General features: G+C 43.9%; 16 protein-coding genes and 1 pseudogene. 13 read left to right on the top strand and 4 right to left on the bottom strand.

All coding sequences use genetic code 11. The features are described from left to right. Positions 1-10 precede the first annotated feature (10 nt). The gene (locus L0M13_RS17565) at positions 11-580 is read right to left on the bottom strand and encodes a YdeI/OmpD-associated family protein (protein ID WP_235197700.1); all 570 of its coding nucleotides are present in this window, start codon (positions 578-580) and stop codon (positions 11-13) included. Between the two features lie 192 nt (positions 581-772). On the opposite strand from L0M13_RS17565, the gene L0M13_RS17560 reads away from it, so the two are divergent. The 6 genes and pseudogenes from L0M13_RS17560 to L0M13_RS17535 all read left to right on the top strand — a co-directional run bounded on the left by L0M13_RS17560 (position 773) and on the right by L0M13_RS17535 (position 4752). Then, entirely contained in the window at positions 773-1270 is a 498-nt protein-coding gene (locus tag L0M13_RS17560; protein ID WP_235197699.1) for an LURP-one-related/scramblase family protein, read from the top strand. A gap of 159 nt (positions 1271-1429) precedes the next feature. Continuing rightward, positions 1430-2131, top strand: a complete 702-nt coding sequence (locus L0M13_RS17555; protein WP_260107710.1) for a response regulator transcription factor — start codon at positions 1430-1432, stop codon at positions 2129-2131. Beyond that, a pseudogene (locus L0M13_RS17550) lies at positions 2128-3074 on the top strand (sensor histidine kinase). Before L0M13_RS17555 ends, L0M13_RS17550 begins: the two are co-directional and overlap by 4 nt. Before the next feature lie 70 nt (positions 3075-3144). Continuing rightward, complete coding sequence (locus L0M13_RS17545) at positions 3145-4068, top strand: ABC transporter ATP-binding protein (protein ID WP_235197698.1); 924 nt, start codon at positions 3145-3147, stop codon at positions 4066-4068. Then, complete coding sequence (locus L0M13_RS17540; protein ID WP_235197697.1) at positions 4061-4417, top strand: ABC transporter permease; 357 nt, start codon at positions 4061-4063, stop codon at positions 4415-4417. The genes L0M13_RS17545 and L0M13_RS17540 overlap by 8 nt, the downstream gene beginning before the upstream one ends. A gap of 68 nt (positions 4418-4485) precedes the next feature. Further along, complete coding sequence (locus L0M13_RS17535; RefSeq protein WP_235197696.1) at positions 4486-4752, top strand: hypothetical protein; 267 nt, start codon at positions 4486-4488, stop codon at positions 4750-4752. A gap of 69 nt (positions 4753-4821) precedes the next feature. Here the strand turns inward: L0M13_RS17535 and L0M13_RS17530 are convergent, their stop codons facing one another. Further along, positions 4822-5823 carry a GNAT family N-acetyltransferase gene (locus tag L0M13_RS17530; protein ID WP_235197695.1) on the bottom strand — a complete coding sequence of 334 codons (1002 nt, stop codon included), beginning with the start codon at positions 5821-5823 and terminating at the stop codon, positions 4822-4824. Positions 5824-6033: 210 nt separating this feature from the next. Between L0M13_RS17530 and L0M13_RS17525 the strand changes: the two genes are divergently transcribed. The 3 genes from L0M13_RS17525 (at position 6034) to L0M13_RS17515 (ending at position 10124) form a co-directional block, all read left to right on the top strand. Further along, on the top strand, positions 6034-7605 hold the full coding sequence (locus L0M13_RS17525) for a histidine kinase N-terminal 7TM domain-containing diguanylate cyclase (protein WP_235197694.1): 1572 nt from the start codon (positions 6034-6036) through the stop codon (positions 7603-7605). 260 nt (positions 7606-7865) lie between these two features. Then, positions 7866-9380, top strand: coding sequence for a malate:quinone oxidoreductase (locus L0M13_RS17520; RefSeq protein WP_235197693.1), 1515 nt, complete (start codon positions 7866-7868; stop codon positions 9378-9380). Between the two features lie 105 nt (positions 9381-9485). Next, positions 9486-10124 (top strand): O-methyltransferase, encoded by a 639-nt coding sequence (locus L0M13_RS17515; protein ID WP_235197692.1) that lies wholly within the window; start codon positions 9486-9488, stop codon positions 10122-10124. Positions 10125-10174: 50 nt separating this feature from the next. Here the strand turns inward: L0M13_RS17515 and L0M13_RS17510 are convergent, their stop codons facing one another. After that, positions 10175-10708: an ECF transporter S component gene (locus L0M13_RS17510; protein ID WP_235197691.1), complete on the bottom strand. Its 534-nt coding sequence runs from the start codon at positions 10706-10708 to the stop codon at positions 10175-10177. A 343-nt stretch (positions 10709-11051) separates the two neighbouring features. Here L0M13_RS17510 and L0M13_RS17505 point away from each other — a divergent pair, with 343 nt between their 5' ends. From L0M13_RS17505 to L0M13_RS17490, 4 genes are all read left to right on the top strand, one after another. Then, positions 11052-12056: an S-layer homology domain-containing protein gene (locus L0M13_RS17505; RefSeq protein WP_235197690.1), complete on the top strand. Its 1005-nt coding sequence runs from the start codon at positions 11052-11054 to the stop codon at positions 12054-12056. Between the two features lie 359 nt (positions 12057-12415). Beyond that, positions 12416-13603, top strand: coding sequence for a YhgE/Pip domain-containing protein (locus tag L0M13_RS17500; protein ID WP_235197689.1), 1188 nt, complete (start codon positions 12416-12418; stop codon positions 13601-13603). Positions 13604-13646: 43 nt separating this feature from the next. Continuing rightward, positions 13647-14186, top strand: a complete 540-nt coding sequence (locus tag L0M13_RS17495) for a PadR family transcriptional regulator (RefSeq protein ID WP_235197688.1) — start codon at positions 13647-13649, stop codon at positions 14184-14186. A gap of 134 nt (positions 14187-14320) precedes the next feature. Then, on the top strand, positions 14321-15571 hold the full coding sequence (locus L0M13_RS17490) for a cation:proton antiporter (protein WP_235197687.1): 1251 nt from the start codon (positions 14321-14323) through the stop codon (positions 15569-15571). 187 nt (positions 15572-15758) lie between these two features. Here L0M13_RS17490 and L0M13_RS17485 read toward each other — a convergent pair whose 3' ends face one another. Beyond that, positions 15759-17333, bottom strand: coding sequence for an NlpC/P60 family protein (locus L0M13_RS17485; protein ID WP_235197686.1), 1575 nt, complete (start codon positions 17331-17333; stop codon positions 15759-15761). Positions 17334-17358: the final 25 nt, after the last annotated feature.

The following is a 17358-nucleotide window of genomic DNA, read 5'->3' as shown; positions in this document are numbered from 1 at the left end:
TTTCCTCGTGTTAATAATCAATCAAACGTCCGTTGTCATGCCACTGGCCGTACAATTTATTTTCCTTCGTGTTTTCGATAAACTTCTCCAATCGTTTATTGAAAAGGTCAGGGTCGCTTTTGGAGCTTTGGATGGTATCGATGCGAATTCTTTTGTAGGGTTCCGGAAAGTGGAGGAAATGTTGCCAGACTTGCTCGTCTTCTTTCAAGCGAGCTTCAATTTCAGGATCGATGATAAAAGACTCCGGACGCATATCCGGCAAGATGCTCCGGCCACGATCTGTCATCAAGCCCAATTTTTCGAGCCTCCGCACACGTTCTTTGTTCAACTCTGTAAAATTGCTCTTTTTTTGCCGCTGGGAAAGCCGTTGGGCAACTTCGGTATCGGAGACCCTTTTTTTGGTGCTGTCGATCCAGCCGAAGCACAGCGCCTCTTCGACCGCATCTAAATAGAGGAGCGTTCCGGGCTGCTCTTTTATGCTGACGACCACCCAACAGAACTTTTCAGTTGCTGCGTGTTCCTCCAGCCAAGTTCTCAGCTCTTGACGGGTTTTCACAGGTATTAAATTCTGGATCTCCATAAATGGCTCATCCTTTCGGAAAATAATTGCCTTTAGTATAACCGGTGGAAAAGAGATACGGAATGCTTTTCCACGTATCCAAAAGAATCGTCTTGAATCGGAAACCAAGCGCTTGTAAAAACGTATACAAGTTAATAAGGATAATAAGGATTTTTGGCGAGGTTTTTAATTTTCGAAAAGGGGATGAAGAAAATGAAGCAATTCTACATCAAACAGAAAGTTTTCAGTCTGAGCGGCAAATTCACGGTAAAAGATTCAGCAGAAAACGATGTCTATTATGTTGAAGGCAGTTTTATGCAAATTCCTAAAACCTTTTCCATCATGAACCCGGCGAGAGAAGAAGTGGCGCTGATCACAAAGAAGACATTCAGCTTCCTGCCTAGGTTTTTTGTGGAAGTGAACGGACAGGAGCGGTTGACGATCCAAAAAGAGTTTTCTTTTTTAAAAGCCCGTTATACGATTGAAGGCACGGGCATCGATGTTCAAGGAAATTGGTGGGATATGAATTTTCAAATCCTTCAGCACGGAGAAGTGGTGGGCCAGGTCAGCAAGGAATGGTTCACTTGGGGAGACAGCTACAAAGTAGAGATACTGGATGAAGGAATGGAAACTGTGGTGATTGCTATCGTTGTGGCCATTGATTGTGTCAAATCGGATCAGTCTGCTGCCGCTGCCGGAGGAGCGGGGTAACGACTGACGATACGGCAAGGTTTGAAGCTGTCGATACTCGGCAGCTTTTTATTTCGGAAACTTGCTCTGAAAAAAGGAAATTTTCCCTTTCGAATGGAATCATAGGAAGAGGAAACGATTTAAATTAAACGGGCACAAGACGAGAAAGAAGTGAAAACAGTGAACGAAACGATATTATTGGTTGAAGATGATGAGCAAATCCACGAAATGGTGGCAAACCATTTGAAAAGGGAAGGCTATGCCGTTACGTCAGCGTTTGACGGTGATGAAGCGTTGCGCCTATTTGCGAAAGAAATGGTGGATTTGGTCATCCTGGATTTGATGCTTCCGACAGCAAACGGACTGGATATTCTGCAGGAACTAAGAAAAGACAGCATGCTGCCGATTTTGATCATGTCTGCAAAAGGCAGCGATGTGGACAAAGCGCTTGGGCTTGGGTTCGGGGCGGATGATTATATCGCAAAGCCATTTTCATTGATTGAAATGACGGCACGCGTGAAAGCGGCGCTGCGCCGTTCCAAACAATACAGCCATACGGCAACGGGACATCCCGATCAACTGGTGAAAGTGGATGAGCTCGAAATCAATCTATCGAATTTTGCCGTTTTGAAAAACGGCAGTGAAATCAACCTGACAGCGAAGGAATTTCAAATCCTGAGTTTGCTCGCGACCAATCCGAACCGCGTCTTCACGAAAGGCCAACTTTTTGAAAGCGTATGGAAAGAGGCATATTACGGAGACGATAATGTCATCAATGTCCACATCCGGCGGCTCCGGGGGAAGATCGAAGAAGATGCGTCCTCGCCGAAATACATAAAGACCGTTTGGGGAATCGGCTACAAGATGGAGATGGAGAAATGATTTATGTGAGCGCTGTCCTCCTAATTTTGCTGCTGTTTGTAAGCTACCGCTATTACAAGATAAAAAAAGCCATCACAGAAGACCTTCCGTATATTTCCCGGAAAATAAATGAAATCATGGATACGCAATCGACTGAACGGCTGCGGCTCGTTACTGATGAAAAACCGCTCCGTGAGTTGCTGGCGAGCATCAATTCCCTGCTTGATTACCATCAGGAATACACAGCTGACGGAGCACGCATCCGAATGTCGATGAACCGCATGCTGTCCAATGTCTCCCATGACCTGAAAACGCCGTTAACGGTCATTCTGGGCTATATTGAAACGATTCAGCATGACAAGCGCTACACGCCTGAAGAACAGGAAGAGCTGCTTTCAAAAGTGAACGGAAAAGTCATTGAAGTCGGAAACCTGATCAGCAAATTTTTTGATTTGGCAAAGCTGGAATCGGATGATTGGCCGATTGAAATTGAAACGGTCGACATCAATGAAGTATGCCGCAAAACCATCCTCGGCTTTTACGATACCTTAACTGCGAAAGGCTTGGAAGTAGCGGTTGAAATTCCGGAAGAATCGATTTATATCCAAGCGGATTCGGAAGCTCTCACGTGGTGTTGGAGAATCTGATATCCAATGCCATTCGGTACGGAAAAGATGGGCAGGTACTGGGGCTCAAATTAGAGCGGAAGAAGGATGAAGTGCAGATAGAAGTCTGGGACCGCGGCAAAGGGATCAACGCCAAAGATCTCCATCATGTGTTCGAGCGCCTTTACACATTGGAAGATGCGAGAAGTTCTTCCGCTGAAGGAAGCGGGCTCGGATTGACTATTGCGAAAAGGCTCACGGAACGCATGAAAGGAAGCATTGATTTTTCCAGCGTTCCTTTCAACAAGACGGTTTTTATCCTGAAATTCAACGCCATAACAAACGTAAGGAATTCGTAAGGATTTAGTAAGTGAAACGACAGTTCCCTTTGATAAAGTGTATCTAAGAAGCAAGAGAGGAGATGGCGGAATGGTTTATATTCTTAGAACGCAAGGGCTGACGAAAACTTATCGCGGGGAAGAAGTGGTTTCCGAAGTGAGTATGAATATACGCAAAGGAGAGATTTACGGCTTCCTTGGACCGAACGGCGCAGGAAAAACGACGGTCATGAAAATGATCACCAATTTGGTAAAGCCATCTGGAGGCGAGATTGAAGTAATGGGTGAGAAAGTCCACGGAACTTCATACGAACTGCTGAAAAGAATGGGAAGCATCATTGAATACCCGATTTTCTACGAAAAGCTGACAGCGAGAAAAAACCTCGAACTTCATTGTGAGTATATGGGGTATTACGACAAAAAAGCGATTTCCGAAGCTTTGGCACTTGTGAACCTGATCAATGTGGAAGACAAGCCGGTCAAGGAATTCTCGCTCGGCATGAAGCAGCGGCTCGGCATTGCAAGAGCAGTCATGACAAAGCCGGAACTTCTGATTCTAGATGAGCCGGTGAATGGGCTCGATCCGGTCGGCATGCATGAATTGCGCGATCTTTTTATGAAATTGAGCCGCCAATACGGCATCACTTTATTGATATCAAGCCATAACCTGGCAGAAATTGAACATATCGCCGATACAGTCGGCGTCATCCGAAAAGGAAAACTCATTAAAGAAGCTTCCATGGAGGAAATCAGAAACTCGCACGCCAATCACTTGGAACTTTTTGTTGAAGATTACCCAAGAGCGGCTTTCGTACTGGAAAACGAATTGAAATTGAAAAACTTCCGAGTGAAAGAAGAAAAAGGCTTGATCAATATCTACGATGAACACATTTCGCAAAATGACATCATCCAGGCAATGGTCCAAAGCCACGTCGCCATTGGGGCCATCAATCATAAACAGCAGCCTCTCGAAGATTATTTCCTGCACCTTATAGGAGGAGATTCCCATGCTTAATTTGATCAAACTGGAACTGAAAAGAATGAATTTAACGAGTGTCGCTTTGAGTTTTGTGTTCATCAATCTGGCCATTCTCGGCATTTTGATGCTGCTCGGCCTTGAACCGGAAGCCGCGCAGGAATTTCTGGCCAGCGGGCAAGACATACGCATGCTGATTGAACTGCTGGTCGTTGCGGCATTTGTAATCTATGCGTCGGTGCTGCTTTCCAATACCATTATCGAAGAATTTAAGAATAAAACCATCTCCGTCCTGTTCATGTATCCGATCAGCCGGAAAAAGCTGCTGCTCGCTAAACTGATCATCATCAGCATGCTCACTTTTTTTTCATCATCGTCTCGATCTTGATCGTCTACTACAGCTTTTCCTTTCTTAATGGTTTTTACACCGTCACGCCCGTCGATCTGCCGGGTGCATTGCCAACCGATTACCTTATCCATCTCGTTGTGTTAGCCATTGCTTGTGCAGGCATGTCCTTAATCCCGCTGTTTTTCGGCATGATGAAATATTCAGTGCCGGCAACGATCACTTCGTCCATTCTCATTGTGGCGTTATTGTCATCGTCAGTGGATACGATTGGCACTAACTTGCTGTCCTTTACAGCCGTTCCGATCCTGCTTGGTGTTTTTGGCTTCATTGCCGCCAATTTAGTGGTAGGAAGAGCTGTTCAGAAAGATTTCTAAGTAGTGCAGGGCGGAGCGAAAAAGATTCTTCATTTTCTAAAATGAAAGCTGCCTTAAAAGGCAGCTTTTTTACTTTGTTGAATTGCTGCCGTTCGCCCAAAGAACGCGGGCGTCAATTTGGCGATGGAGCCGGTAGGCATAAGGTTTAAATCCGCGCCTTGGCAAGAAGTTGGAGATGGGGAGATTCGCCATGCGCCAGTCGGTTTCGAAAAATTCGAATCCGGATTGTTTTGCCTCGTTCAAAACAATCGATAATAGCTGGCTCGATAGCCCTTTTCCGCGAAATCCTTCTCTTGTGGCGACACAGCTCACTGTGCTGCAACGTTCCGGTATGCGCATATCCGCCTCAGACGCTTCGTCAGGCCAGGCAGCGATGCAGCCTGCAATCGTCCCGTCTTCTTCAAATGCCGCCCAAAACCGCACATCTTCTTCATCCAATAATTCCGCATAGCCGTCATTCAAATCCGGCAGCATTTCGGGCAATGTAGCACCCCAGGAAGGAGCGGAAGCGACTTGGGACGGAATCATATTCGACATTTCCCGGACAGCCGCCTCGTCTGACTTTACTGCCAAACGAATGGAAGAATCGTAGGGGGCGAGCGGCTGAACATTTTTCAAGTCCAGCAATCCATGGACCTGTTCATAGGCAAAACAAACTCTGAACCAGGCATCCATTGCTTTTGGATTGCCGCAAGGCGTCAGCACAAAATGGCTGAAATAGCCAAGCTGCACCAATTGTTCACCTAATTCGCAATAAAGTTGGCGGATCAGTTCTTCCGGTTCGTTCGGATCGAGGGCGTATCCAGCATAATCGATCCAAGCATGGCGGCCTCTTTGCGGTTCGTTTAGAGTTTGGGCAATCATGTAACCGACCATTTTTTCATGCCGGAAAGCGGCAACTCCTACAGAAGGCGATTTTGCTGACAGTCCCCGGATGGCTTTTTCCGCATGCTCCGGTTTCTCAAAACGGGCAGGCAATCCAGGAAAAAGGGCTCTTTCGGTTTGATGGCGGCCTGCAAGCAAAGCAGCAGCATGAGAAGCCATAGCCGCATCGAAATTTCTGATTTCCATGAAATTCCTCCTCTCAATTCAGGTATCTATAGTATTCCGTTTAGAAAAAGAAATTCCTTTCAATAAAAATTATTTTCAAAATCAGTTCCATACATACCCATGGGAAAATTGTGCTAATTTGTTTGAAAATATCTTCTACTTTCTGTCTACTTTTCCTTTAACATATGCTACATTATAAGAAAAAATTTAAAGTTTGAAGAAGGTAGTATGATGAGCTCTCAATTAACGACTTATATCACACTGATTTGCACATCCGGTGTATTGAATTTGTATTTAGGCGCCTATGTCTTTGCGAAAAGACAGCAATATAAGAAAACCGCTAATTTTTTTATGATCTATACAGCTTCTATCACCATCTATTGCTTTGCTTCCGCGTTTAGTTTAACCGCCGATACCATCGGACAATTGAAGTTTTGGAACATCTTGCTATACATTGGCATGGCGGCTTCGGCGCCTTTAGGATTGCTGTTCATCATGCATTATTTAGGGATAAAGCTGACGAAAAAAAGAATTGCAGCGATGCTTGCTATACCCGCCATCAGCTTTCTGATGGTAGCTACAAATGATTTTCATCATCTGCATTACAAAGTGTTTGAAATTGACCCTTCGCTAGGCGCTCCTTTCGTTCATCAAGAAATCGGTCTCTGGTACCTTATCCACGGAATTTATACCTTCGGCTGTATGTTGGTTGCTTTCTTACTAGTGCTTTTCCGCTGGAGAGAAACGGCGAAAGCTTACCGTCCACAAATTTTTGCTTTATCAATTGGCCAATTGATTCCCATGTCCACTGCATTTATTTACTTGATCGGCTTAACGCCTGAAGGAATTGATCCGGTGCCGATGGTTATTTGCGTTTCTTCCATTCTCTATCTATGGGTGATCAACCGCTCGCAATTATTTGCGGTTATGCCGATTGCCAAAGATGCGATATTCAATAGCATAAGCGATGGTGTTTTTGTGTTGAACGAATCACTCAATCTCATTGAATTTAACCAGTCGGCTGAAAAGATGTTTCCTTCGCTCGATGCATCGCTATTCGGTGGGCATTTTGAAAATGTATGGAAAGGGTTGTCTGAAACAGCATTTCCATTTGAATTAAAAGCGGCAGAGTCGCTGCAGGAAATCGAGTTGAAGAACGAACTTTTGGAACGCGTTTACCAAGTCCGCATTTCTCCGTTGCGGCATGGCAGCGAAAATAAAGGCTTACTGATCATTTTTACGGATATTACAGAATTAAAGAGCTTGCAGCGAAAACTTGAGCACCAAGCCTATTACGACGAACTGACCGGGATTTTCAACCGGCGGGCATTCTTCCAAATAAGCGAGCAGCAATTTGCCAAAGCCAAACGAGTGGAAGCTCCTTTCACTGTGATGCTGATTGACATCGATCATTTCAAACAAGTAAACGACACATTTGGGCATCAAGTAGGCGATCAGCTGCTGAAACATGTGGTCGACATTTGCCGAGCAGAGTTGAAAGAGAAGATGTTGTTCGCGCGCTATGGCGGCGAGGAATTTGTATTGGCGTTAGACGGTATGAATATTGAAGAAGGGGCAGCAGTGGCAGAGCGGCTGCGCCGCCACGTAGAAACCAGCTTTTTGCAGGTGGACGAGAACCGGATCTCCGTAACCATAAGCAGCGGGGTGGCTGAAGCTTCGGCGATGCCGGAAGAAACCCTCTATCAGCTCCTGAACAAAGCGGATCTCGCTTTATATGCGGCAAAACACGAAGGGCGCAACCAGGTGAAAACCTATGCGGCTGAACAGCTCCTAAAATATTAATAAAGAAATCACGGAAAGTATAAAAGCCTTCTCCTTAAAAAAATGGGAAAAGGCTTTATTTTTATGCAAATTGAAGTCTTTTTAACGGACTTTTCTCTTTAAAAGGCTTATAATAGTAATGTTTTGAATTGTAAATAACTACGAGCCAGTATGATATAGTTAATAGTAAAGCAGAAATCAGCATTCTTCGGCGGTGTTTGACACCAAGAAAGCCATGCCTTGAGTTTTCTGCAATAATCGGTTAGAAAAGGAAGGTTATAATGGGCAACCTACAGAAGAAAACAGACGTTATTTTAATTGGTGCTGGAGTCATGAGCGCGACTTTAGGGTCAATGCTTAAAGAGGTAGCACCTGAGATGGAAATCCAAGTGTTTGAGAAGCTTCCAAGCGCAGGGGCTGAGAGCTCTAACGAATGGAATAACGCGGGTACAGGACATGCTGCATTATGCGAGCTGAACTATACTCCTGAGAACTCTGACGGATCCATTGATATCAATAAAGCGATCAAAATCAATGAACAGTTCCAATTGTCGCGGCAATTCTGGTCCTTCCTTGTGAAAAACGGACGGATCAGCAACCCGGAAGATTTCATCAAGTCGATTCCCCATATGAGTTTAGTAGAAGGGGAAGACAATGTGAAATTCTTGAACAACCGCTTTAAAGCATTGGCTGATATTCCGTTATTCAAAGGAATGGAATACGCAGAAGATGCAGAGACATTGAAGAAATGGATTCCACTCATCATGGAAGGCCGTACATCAACTGAGCCATTGGCAGCAACTAAAATCGATACAGGTACAGATGTAAACTTCGGCGCGTTGACAAAAATGCTTTTTGAACATTTGAAAGAGCAAAATGTCGACATCAATTACAAACACAGCGTGAAAGATATTAAACGCAACAGCGAAGGCAAATGGGAAGTGAAAGTGCATGATCTTGAAAGCGACAAAATCGAGTATCATACAGCAAGCTTCGTATTTATCGGCGGCGGAGGCGGAAGCTTGCCATTGCTGCAGAAAACAGGCATTCCGGAGTCCAAGCATATTGGCGGATTCCCGGTAAGCGGCTTGTTCCTTGTCTGCAACAAACCCGAAATCGTTGAACAGCACCATGCGAAAGTTTACGGAAAAGCAAAAGTCGGAGCTCCTCCGATGTCTGTTCCGCATCTTGACACACGCTTTATCGACAACAAAAAATCATTACTATTCGGTCCATTTGCCGGTTTCTCTCCAAAATTTCTGAAGACCGGTTCAAATATGGATCTAATCGGTTCTGTAAAACCGAATAACGTTTTCACAATGCTTGCAGCAGGCGCTAAAGAGCTTTCTTTGACGAAGTACCTTGTGCAGCAATTGATGCTCTCCAACGAACAGCGCATCGAAGAATTGCGTGAATTCATCCCGACGGCAAAACTTGAAGACTGGGATGTTGTGGTAGCAGGACAGCGCGTTCAAGTGATCAAAGATACCGATAAAGGCAAAGGGACGCTTCAGTTCGGTACGGAAATCGTAACAGCGGCTGACGGTTCGATCGCAGCATTGCTGGGCGCTTCTCCAGGTGCATCGACAGCGGTCCATGCCATGCTTGAAATCTTTGCAAAATGCTTCCCAGAACAAATCAAAGACTGGGAGCCGAAGATCAAAGAAATGGTGCCATCTTACGGCAAATCATTAAACGAACATCCGGAACTTTTAAAAGAAGTCCACACTTCAACAGCTAAAACATTGGGATTAGTGGTTGAAGAAGAAACAAAATCAGTTGTACTGACGAAGTAATTCCAAAAGAACCATTCCTCCCGTAAAAGGGAAGAATGGTTCTTTTTTTGATGGGGCCGTTATAATAAAGGCAGCATCCAAAATCGAAAAAGGGGAATCTCTGATATGAAAAAGACAAATGCGTATATTGATGCCGTATTCAACACTCAAGATGCTCTATTAGAAGAAGTCGTAGCTTCCATCGCAGAAAATGGCATGCCAGCCATTTCAGTTTCACCGTCTTCCGGAAAATTGCTGACCATGCTAGTGGCAATTTCTGGAGCGAAGAATATCTTGGAAATAGGGGCACTTGGCGGATACAGCGGAATTTGCCTGGCTCGTGGATTCGGCAGCGAAGGAAAGTTAACGTCTTTGGAATTGGAAGAACGTTATGCAGAAGTTGCGGAGCGGAATTTGACCAAGGCCGGTTTTGGAAAACAGATTAACTATGTGACAGGCCCAGCGCTGGAAAGTCTGGAAAAGTTGATTGCGGACAAGAACACATTCGATTTTTTCTTTATCGATGCCGATAAAGAAAACTATGAAAATTATTTGAATGGCTGTCTGCAGCTTGCAGAACCAGGTGCGTTGATTCTTTCAGATAACGTAATGGCAGCGGGAAGTGTCGTCGACGATCTAGCCGAGCCAAAACGGTATACGGACATCATGAAAAAATACAATGACTTAGTAGCTAATCATCCACGATTGGAATCTTTATTAATTCCAATTGGTGATGGAGTAACTGTTTCAAGAGTCATAAATTGATTGGAATGAAAAAGAGGATGCAGCAATTTCGCATCCTCTTTTTTATGTGTTTATTTGAAAAATGGGGTTTTCTTTAATGCTGCCACGACTGGAATCGCCACAGCGAGGCCAACAATATTTTGAACAAGGTTGCCCGGGATAGAAGCCAGTGGAATGATCCAACTGCTGAAGAGCACAGCTTCGCAAACATAATAGCCGGCGAGCATAAACGGCAGCGAGACAAGAGCCGCCAAAATATTAAAGCCGATGCTTCCGCCATTCCGCCCTTTAGCCCAAGAGATTTTGCCGACAATATAGCCTTGCAGGCCGCGCGTCACGAGACTGAATGGCGCCCAAAGCGTCCAGCCGGAAAACAAATCGAACAATCCCATCCCCACACCGCCGGCAATGGCTCCTTTTTTAGGGCCGAAAAGGGTGGAAATGATGAAAAGCATAGCAGTTCCTAAATGGACCAATCCGCCATTTGCAGCGATAGGAAGTCGGATATTTAACAAAAGAGTAGCCACAAATACGAGAGCGATGGCCATAGAAGTTAAAATCAGATCAAAAGTGCGTGTACTCGGGTAAGTAGTTGTTTTTTGCATGGTAACCCATCCTTATCTATTGTTTCGGTCCATTGCAATGCTGTAACGGACTGTTACCATACATTATCAAAGGGGTGGCCTAGTGAAAAGTATCAATTTAGAAGAAAATGTAGAGGTCAGTTATAAAAAATAGAATTGATAACTGAAAAAACTAATTTTTATTTCCTATAAACGTCAATAGATAATTAGTATGAATTTTCAAAATTGGGTATTTCTATTCTATTAATATTGATAGCGAATTGGTATAAATAGGAGAAGGCCTTTATTACAAATATTACTATAATATTTAAACAACTGGGAAATAAAGGCGAGAATGAACCCATTTAAGAGGAGGAATTAGTGAATGAGAATCGATTCAAAAAAATTCAAGTATTTCGCAGTAGCAGGAGCTTCGGCTGCATTAGTAGCTACTGCAGTAGTGCCAGCGGTTGCAGCTGACGAAGTGAAAACAGCAGCTTTCACTGATGTATCCGAACGCTATGCGTTGCCAATTACGTATTTGGTGACAAATAATTTATCAAACGGTTTGACGAAGACTTCATTTGGCGTCAATGAAACGATCAAACGCGGTGATGCAGCTATTATTTTGGCACAAGCATTGAACTTGAAGGATCCTAAAGCTCCGGCATCTGGATTCAACGACGTACCAACTCGCGGTACCCTTGCAATCAATTCATTGAAAGCAGCTGGAATCATTAACGGGAAGACATCAAAAACTTTCGGTTTCAACGACACGATTACACGTGGAGAAGTCGCTTTAATGATGAGCAACGCTAACGCGTATAACTTTAAAGGCGATGTATCGAACATGACGTTTACTGATGTAAACAGCCGCTATAGCCAGGCAGTAGCCGGCTTGATGGCAAATGGCATCACGCAAGGGGTTTCTGCTACTAAATTTGCTCCCGATAATTCCATCAAACGCGGAGATTTCGCTATCTTCATTTACAGAGCAGAAATGCTTGAAGTGGAAGAGTTGAGCGAAGACTTCCGAGATGCAATGAATGGATTTGCTTCTCTTGGAGCAGAATATGGCTACGATGTAGTTGTAGATGAGTCCCGAGTGAATACATTTAACATTGAAGGATCTGGAGATCTTCCGGCGCCTGAATCAGGTACAGGATTCTTCCAATCGTTAGCAGACCAAGGAATTGAAACAGTCCTAGTCAATAACGTTTCTTATGAAATCTCTAATGGCAATGGCACGGTTGCTGCTGGCGCTCAAGATGCAAAACAAGCCATCATGGTTTCATTGGCAAGCAAAAATACAGTTGATATTACATTCAACCTTCCGTATAATGACGAATTCCGTGGCATTACTTACACATTCAATTTCTTCCCTGAATGAAGAAAGTAAATGAACACGTATAATTTTTCCTCTTAAAGAAAAAATGCCTGCAGATGTTAGGGTTGTCCTAATGTCTGCAGGCAATTTTTTTGTGCAAATTTAAAAGGAACGCTTTGCTCAGAACCCTTATCATTTAGAAGATAAGGAATGTTTCACATGAAACAATTTATCCACTGCCTAGCCTCATCCAAATATTTCCTTCCTCATATATACATATTTCCACTATCAGCAAAAAAAGATGGACTGATGTGTTGAATTTTGAAAAAGAAGAGCGTAGAATGCTAACTAGTTTAAAAATAGTACTTTAATTAAAGTACTATTTAAAAAGTGAATTGAAAAGAGAAAGAAGGAAGCAACAGATGAAGTTTACACAGTTCTTAAAGAACAAAGGCGCAATCGCTGCCATTTTTATGGGGATTTTCTACGCGATTGCTATGCTGAGCATTTTCATTCCCGGTTACTCGGCCATTCCGAATAATATTGATCAAATGCCGATTGCAATGGTGAATGACGATGCCGGCGAGTATGGCAAAATGATTTCCGAGCAATTATCGGAAAAACTGCCATTTGAAGAAATTGAAACGGGTCTAACAAATAAACAAGCGATGAAACAACTGGAAAAGAATGATTTAGCATTAATCATTCACATTCCGGAAACTTTTTCTGCTGATATGCAAAACGGGGAAGCGGCATCAAGCATCGACTTCACCACGAACGGTGCAAGCGCAACCGTCGTATCTTCAACGATGACCTCCATCGTAAACCAAATCAATAACCAATTAAGCACACAATTTTCTACACAGACGGCACAAGGTGTATTAATGAACTTGAATATACCGGAAGAACAAGCAACGGAAATGGCGCAAATGATTGAAACGTCTTATACAGGCAATATGGTGACGATCAATGAAGTGCCAGCGGGCATGAACAATAATATGCTGCCGATGTTCTTGACGATGGCTGGATATACCGGAGCCATGATTGGAGCCATGCAGTTGGTGTCAGCCTTTAGAGACAGCCGCGGCAAAGCAAGCAAAACCCGCTTGTTCATCTATCTTCAATTGACTGCTTTAATGGTTGCTGTTGTGTCTTCGGTTCTGGGCGTGGCGATTTCTTATTTCGTCAACGGCTATGGAACGGAATTGCTGCTGGGGCTAACCGCACAGCAAATCTTAAACTATATGGTCTGCTTTAACTTCACTGCCATTTTGATCTTCTTGGTAGGCGAAGGCGGCATGGTGCTAAACTTGCCGATTCTATTGATTCAAACGCTTGCGAACGGGGCGACTATGCCTCGCGAAATGATGTATCTGCCATATGAGTGGATGAGCTATATTTCACCGATGTATTATTCGGTCCAAGCTTATTTTGCTACTTTGTATGGCAGCGTCAGCGCGGCGCCTAATCAATGGATGATGGCAGCCATCGGAGGAGCAGCGCTGCTGATCAATATCTTGATCGTGGCATTTCTTCACAAACCGGTTCCGATTGAAGCGCCGGAAGCACAAGAAGCAAAACTCCAGAACGCTGCTGAAATCACAGCGTAAGTTTGCTACAATGAAGTCAGTTCTTGCCAAAGGAGTCTAAAAGATGGCAATCCAAATTTATATATTGAGCAAACTGATCGAAGGCAATAATTATCCTTACGAATTGAAGCGGCAGCTTTCTGAACCGATCCCGTTCGACGAATTTGCGGGATTAACGGAAAGCAAACTTTACTATCATTTTGAAGCCCTTACGAAACAAGGCTTAATCGAAGTCGTTGAAGTGATTAGAGAAGAGCATCGTCCGGACAAACAAGTCTTTGCAATCACTGAAAAAGGCCGGAAAGAGTTGCCGAAGAAAATCTATAGCTTATTTGAGAAGTCGAAAGCCGTAAATGAAATGATCATTGGTTTGGCAACCTTGGATTATGTGGACCGGGATAAAGTTGTGCAGATCTTAGAAGGAAAACTGCAAAAACATAAAGAGCGTTGGGGACATATGGCCACTTTCCGGGAAATGATCGACGTGGACGAATCAAAAACGAATTTTGTTGATTTCATGAATGATTATTTTAACAGCAAAGCGGAGCATACAGCGCATTGGATCGAAGAGACGATCAAACGCATCAAAGAAAGAAAAATCTAACGAACTGAAAAGCTTCAGGCAAGGCACTATCAAGGTGGTCATTGTCTGAGGCTTTTTTATATAAATTCTAGAATCGAGTAGCGGAGCCGACTAGTACTTTGGAAGGTAAAAGTTTAACTTTGAGAAAGAAAGGAATGAAGAGAAGTAAGGTCGGTATAGAAAATTTGAAAGGCGTGGATACCTTGCTGGCTCATCAAATTTTACTGCTCTTATTGATTGGGTACATTATTTATACAATCGATATCAAAAAGAATTACTTTCCGGTTCCTGTGGTTCTTGTACTGATTGGGATCGGTCTTTCATTTCTTCCATTTTTCTCAAATCTGCATATCACTAAAGACATCATTTTCACTGTTTTTCTTCCTGCTATTTTGTTCACATCGGCCTATCAGTTTCCAATCAAGCAGCTGAAGGAAAATGCAGGGATTATTGCTGCACTCAGTACATTGGGGCTGATGGCGACCGCTGGGCTTTTAGGGCTTGGCATCTACTGGATGAGCGGATTGTCGATATCCATTTCACTGACGGCGGCCTTTCTTTTGGCTGCGATTCTCATTCCCACAGATCCAGTTTCGATAACAGCCATATTGAAGCAAAGTAAAGGAGAAGAGAAAATTGCAGATGTAGTAGAAGGGGAATCGATGGTCAATGACGGAACGAGTGTTGTCATTTTCACTATTTTTCTTGCGATGTTCCAGACAGGGGATGGCTTTTCAGCAGGAAAGTTCGTTTCCGAATTTTTGGTGGTGTCACTTGGAGGGATTGCGGTCGGCTTGTTTCTTGGCTGGCTCATGAGCAAAATCATCCATTACACGCATAACCGGCATTATCATGTCATGCTGACGATTATCGTATCTTATGGGGGTTTTTATCTGGCAGAGGCGATAGGCGTTTCCGGCGTTTTGGCAACCGTAGTTGCAGGTATCGTATTAACTTTTGAATTCGATGAGGATAAAGACAATAGCCACATCCAAGAATCGCTTGATGGCTTTTGGAATATTGTCAACCCGACGCTTTTAGGGCTGCTGTTCCTATTAATCGGTATTCAAGGCGCTGAATACTTGGCCTTTTCAAAATGGGGACTAGCAGTGGGGATTTTCCTGTTATCCATTTTCGCCAGGTTTATTGTGCTGGCCGTGTTTATTTACGGGGTTCCAGCCTGGAGAAAGGAATTCACCAATGATTTTTCAACCACTTCGCTGCTCACCTGGTCTGGCATCAAAGGCGCCATGTCGGTCGCGTTGCTGCTTTGGCTTGAAAATGAAGTAGGAGAGAAAGATGATTTGTTGGTGTCGCTGGCTTTTGCGGTCATTCTTCTATCACTTGTAATCCAAAGCATTGGCGTCTATCCATTAACCAAATTCATCAATAAACAAGACAAATGAAAAGTGAGAAGTGAAAAGCATTGACACAGTTTCCGCCATGCTCTATTGTTAAAGACGCGATGAGCTCGTTTGCGTAAGACGGACAAGCATTCCTTTATGGAACACGTTGTGGAGCGTGGCTTGATACGCCGCAAACTATCGAAAACCCCCTTGCCTTTTGGCATGGGGGTTTTATTTTTGCATTTGATCACTTCAAGTATCTACGGGCTCCAGAGTAATTCTTCAAATAGACTCCCGAATTCAAGGCCTCAATTCTCACTTTAGAAGAAGCATTCGGTGCATGGAGCATTTTGCCTGAGCCGATGTAAAGCCCTACATGATAGACTTTCCCTCTGCCGCCGTTATAGGCGAAAAACACCAAATCGCCAGGCTGCAAATCTTTCTTTGCTACCGCAGTGCCTTTTGTCGCTTGATAGAACGAATCGCGCGGAATCGTGATTCCGAAGTTTTTATAAACCGCATAAATGATTCCCGAACAATCAAAGCCGTAAGCGGAAGTGCCTGCCCATAAATAGGGAAGGTCCAAGAACCTTTTCGCTTCATTGACGATGTTTGCTTGTGATGGCTTAGGAACGGATTTGTAGTTCTTATACGATTTGGCATCCGCTTTCCGCAGAAGTTTGATGCCATTAGCCGGTGTTTGGACATGGTACCATTTATTGTCTGATTTGATGACCGGCAAGATGGTCGAATAGCTGATTTCCATGAATTGTTTTTGGTCGTTAGTGTTATATAGCGGTGCAAGTTTTGCTGTAACGATGGCAATGCCGCAATCGGAATAATCTTTTGTCACTTTTGCTATATGGGATTTTGGGACCCATCCCGGGTAGCCTTCTTTTTGATAAGGTACATATTGATCGTTTGCTGCAATCTCAACCCAATTGCTGCCGGTTGTGAGCAAGCTGACTTCTTCACCGAACACCGCTTGAGTATCGGTTTTTTCAACTAGCCACTTCTTTTCATTCAAGGTCATGCCATTGATCCATTTTTTCATGTCAACGGGCTTGGACAGGGAAGGCTTGTCGACAGTCCGGGTTTTATTTGGGTTTTTCCACATATTTGTTACGGAAACATTCACTTTATAAGTGGCTGTTTTGCTTGGCTTTTCACATGAAGCTGGCGGAACAGGAGTTGGCGCCGGCGGTTTGGGATCCGCCCGGAATGCCGGATTCAGGATCCGGGCTATAAATACGGCAAAATGCGATTTCGTTAAATACGTATAAGGCTTAAATGTGTAATCGTTGTAGCCGGCCGTAATTTTATTGGCGATCAAGATTTGGATCGCTCCGTAAGCTGCTGAACTAGGGGAAACGTCTTTGAACACGGTAGTGGTTTTTCCGGATAGTTTAAAGGCTTTTACAAGGACGGTAGCCATTTGGGCGCGCGTCAGTTTTTCATAAGGATTGAACTGGCCTTTGCCATTTCCGACCATGATTTTCTCATCGACGATGGTGGCGATGAGCGGGAAATTCGGGTCGTCAGCTTTCACATCAGTGAAAACAGGGGCCGGCCTGTTCGTGGTGTTGAGCTTTAAGGCCTGGATCAAAATGCCAACCGCTTCGATGCGGGTGATTTCTTTGTCTACACCAAAATCTACCGCTGGATCTGCAGTCAAAATCCCTTGTTTCACCAAATAATCGAATTCGGCTTTAAATTTGTATGGGTCCTGGACATCTTTATAGACGGGAGCGGCAAAGGCAGTGTGAAATGGCGTCAACAGGATGAGAAATGCCAGCAAAACCATTATCATTTTTTTGTTCATGTAGTTTCCCCTTTTGAATTGTCAT

It is taken from the genome of Planococcus sp. 107-1 (assembly GCF_021513255.1).
Lineage (GTDB): Bacteria > Bacillota > Bacilli > Bacillales_A > Planococcaceae > Planococcus.
This window is presented reverse-complemented; position numbering and strand designations above follow the sequence as displayed.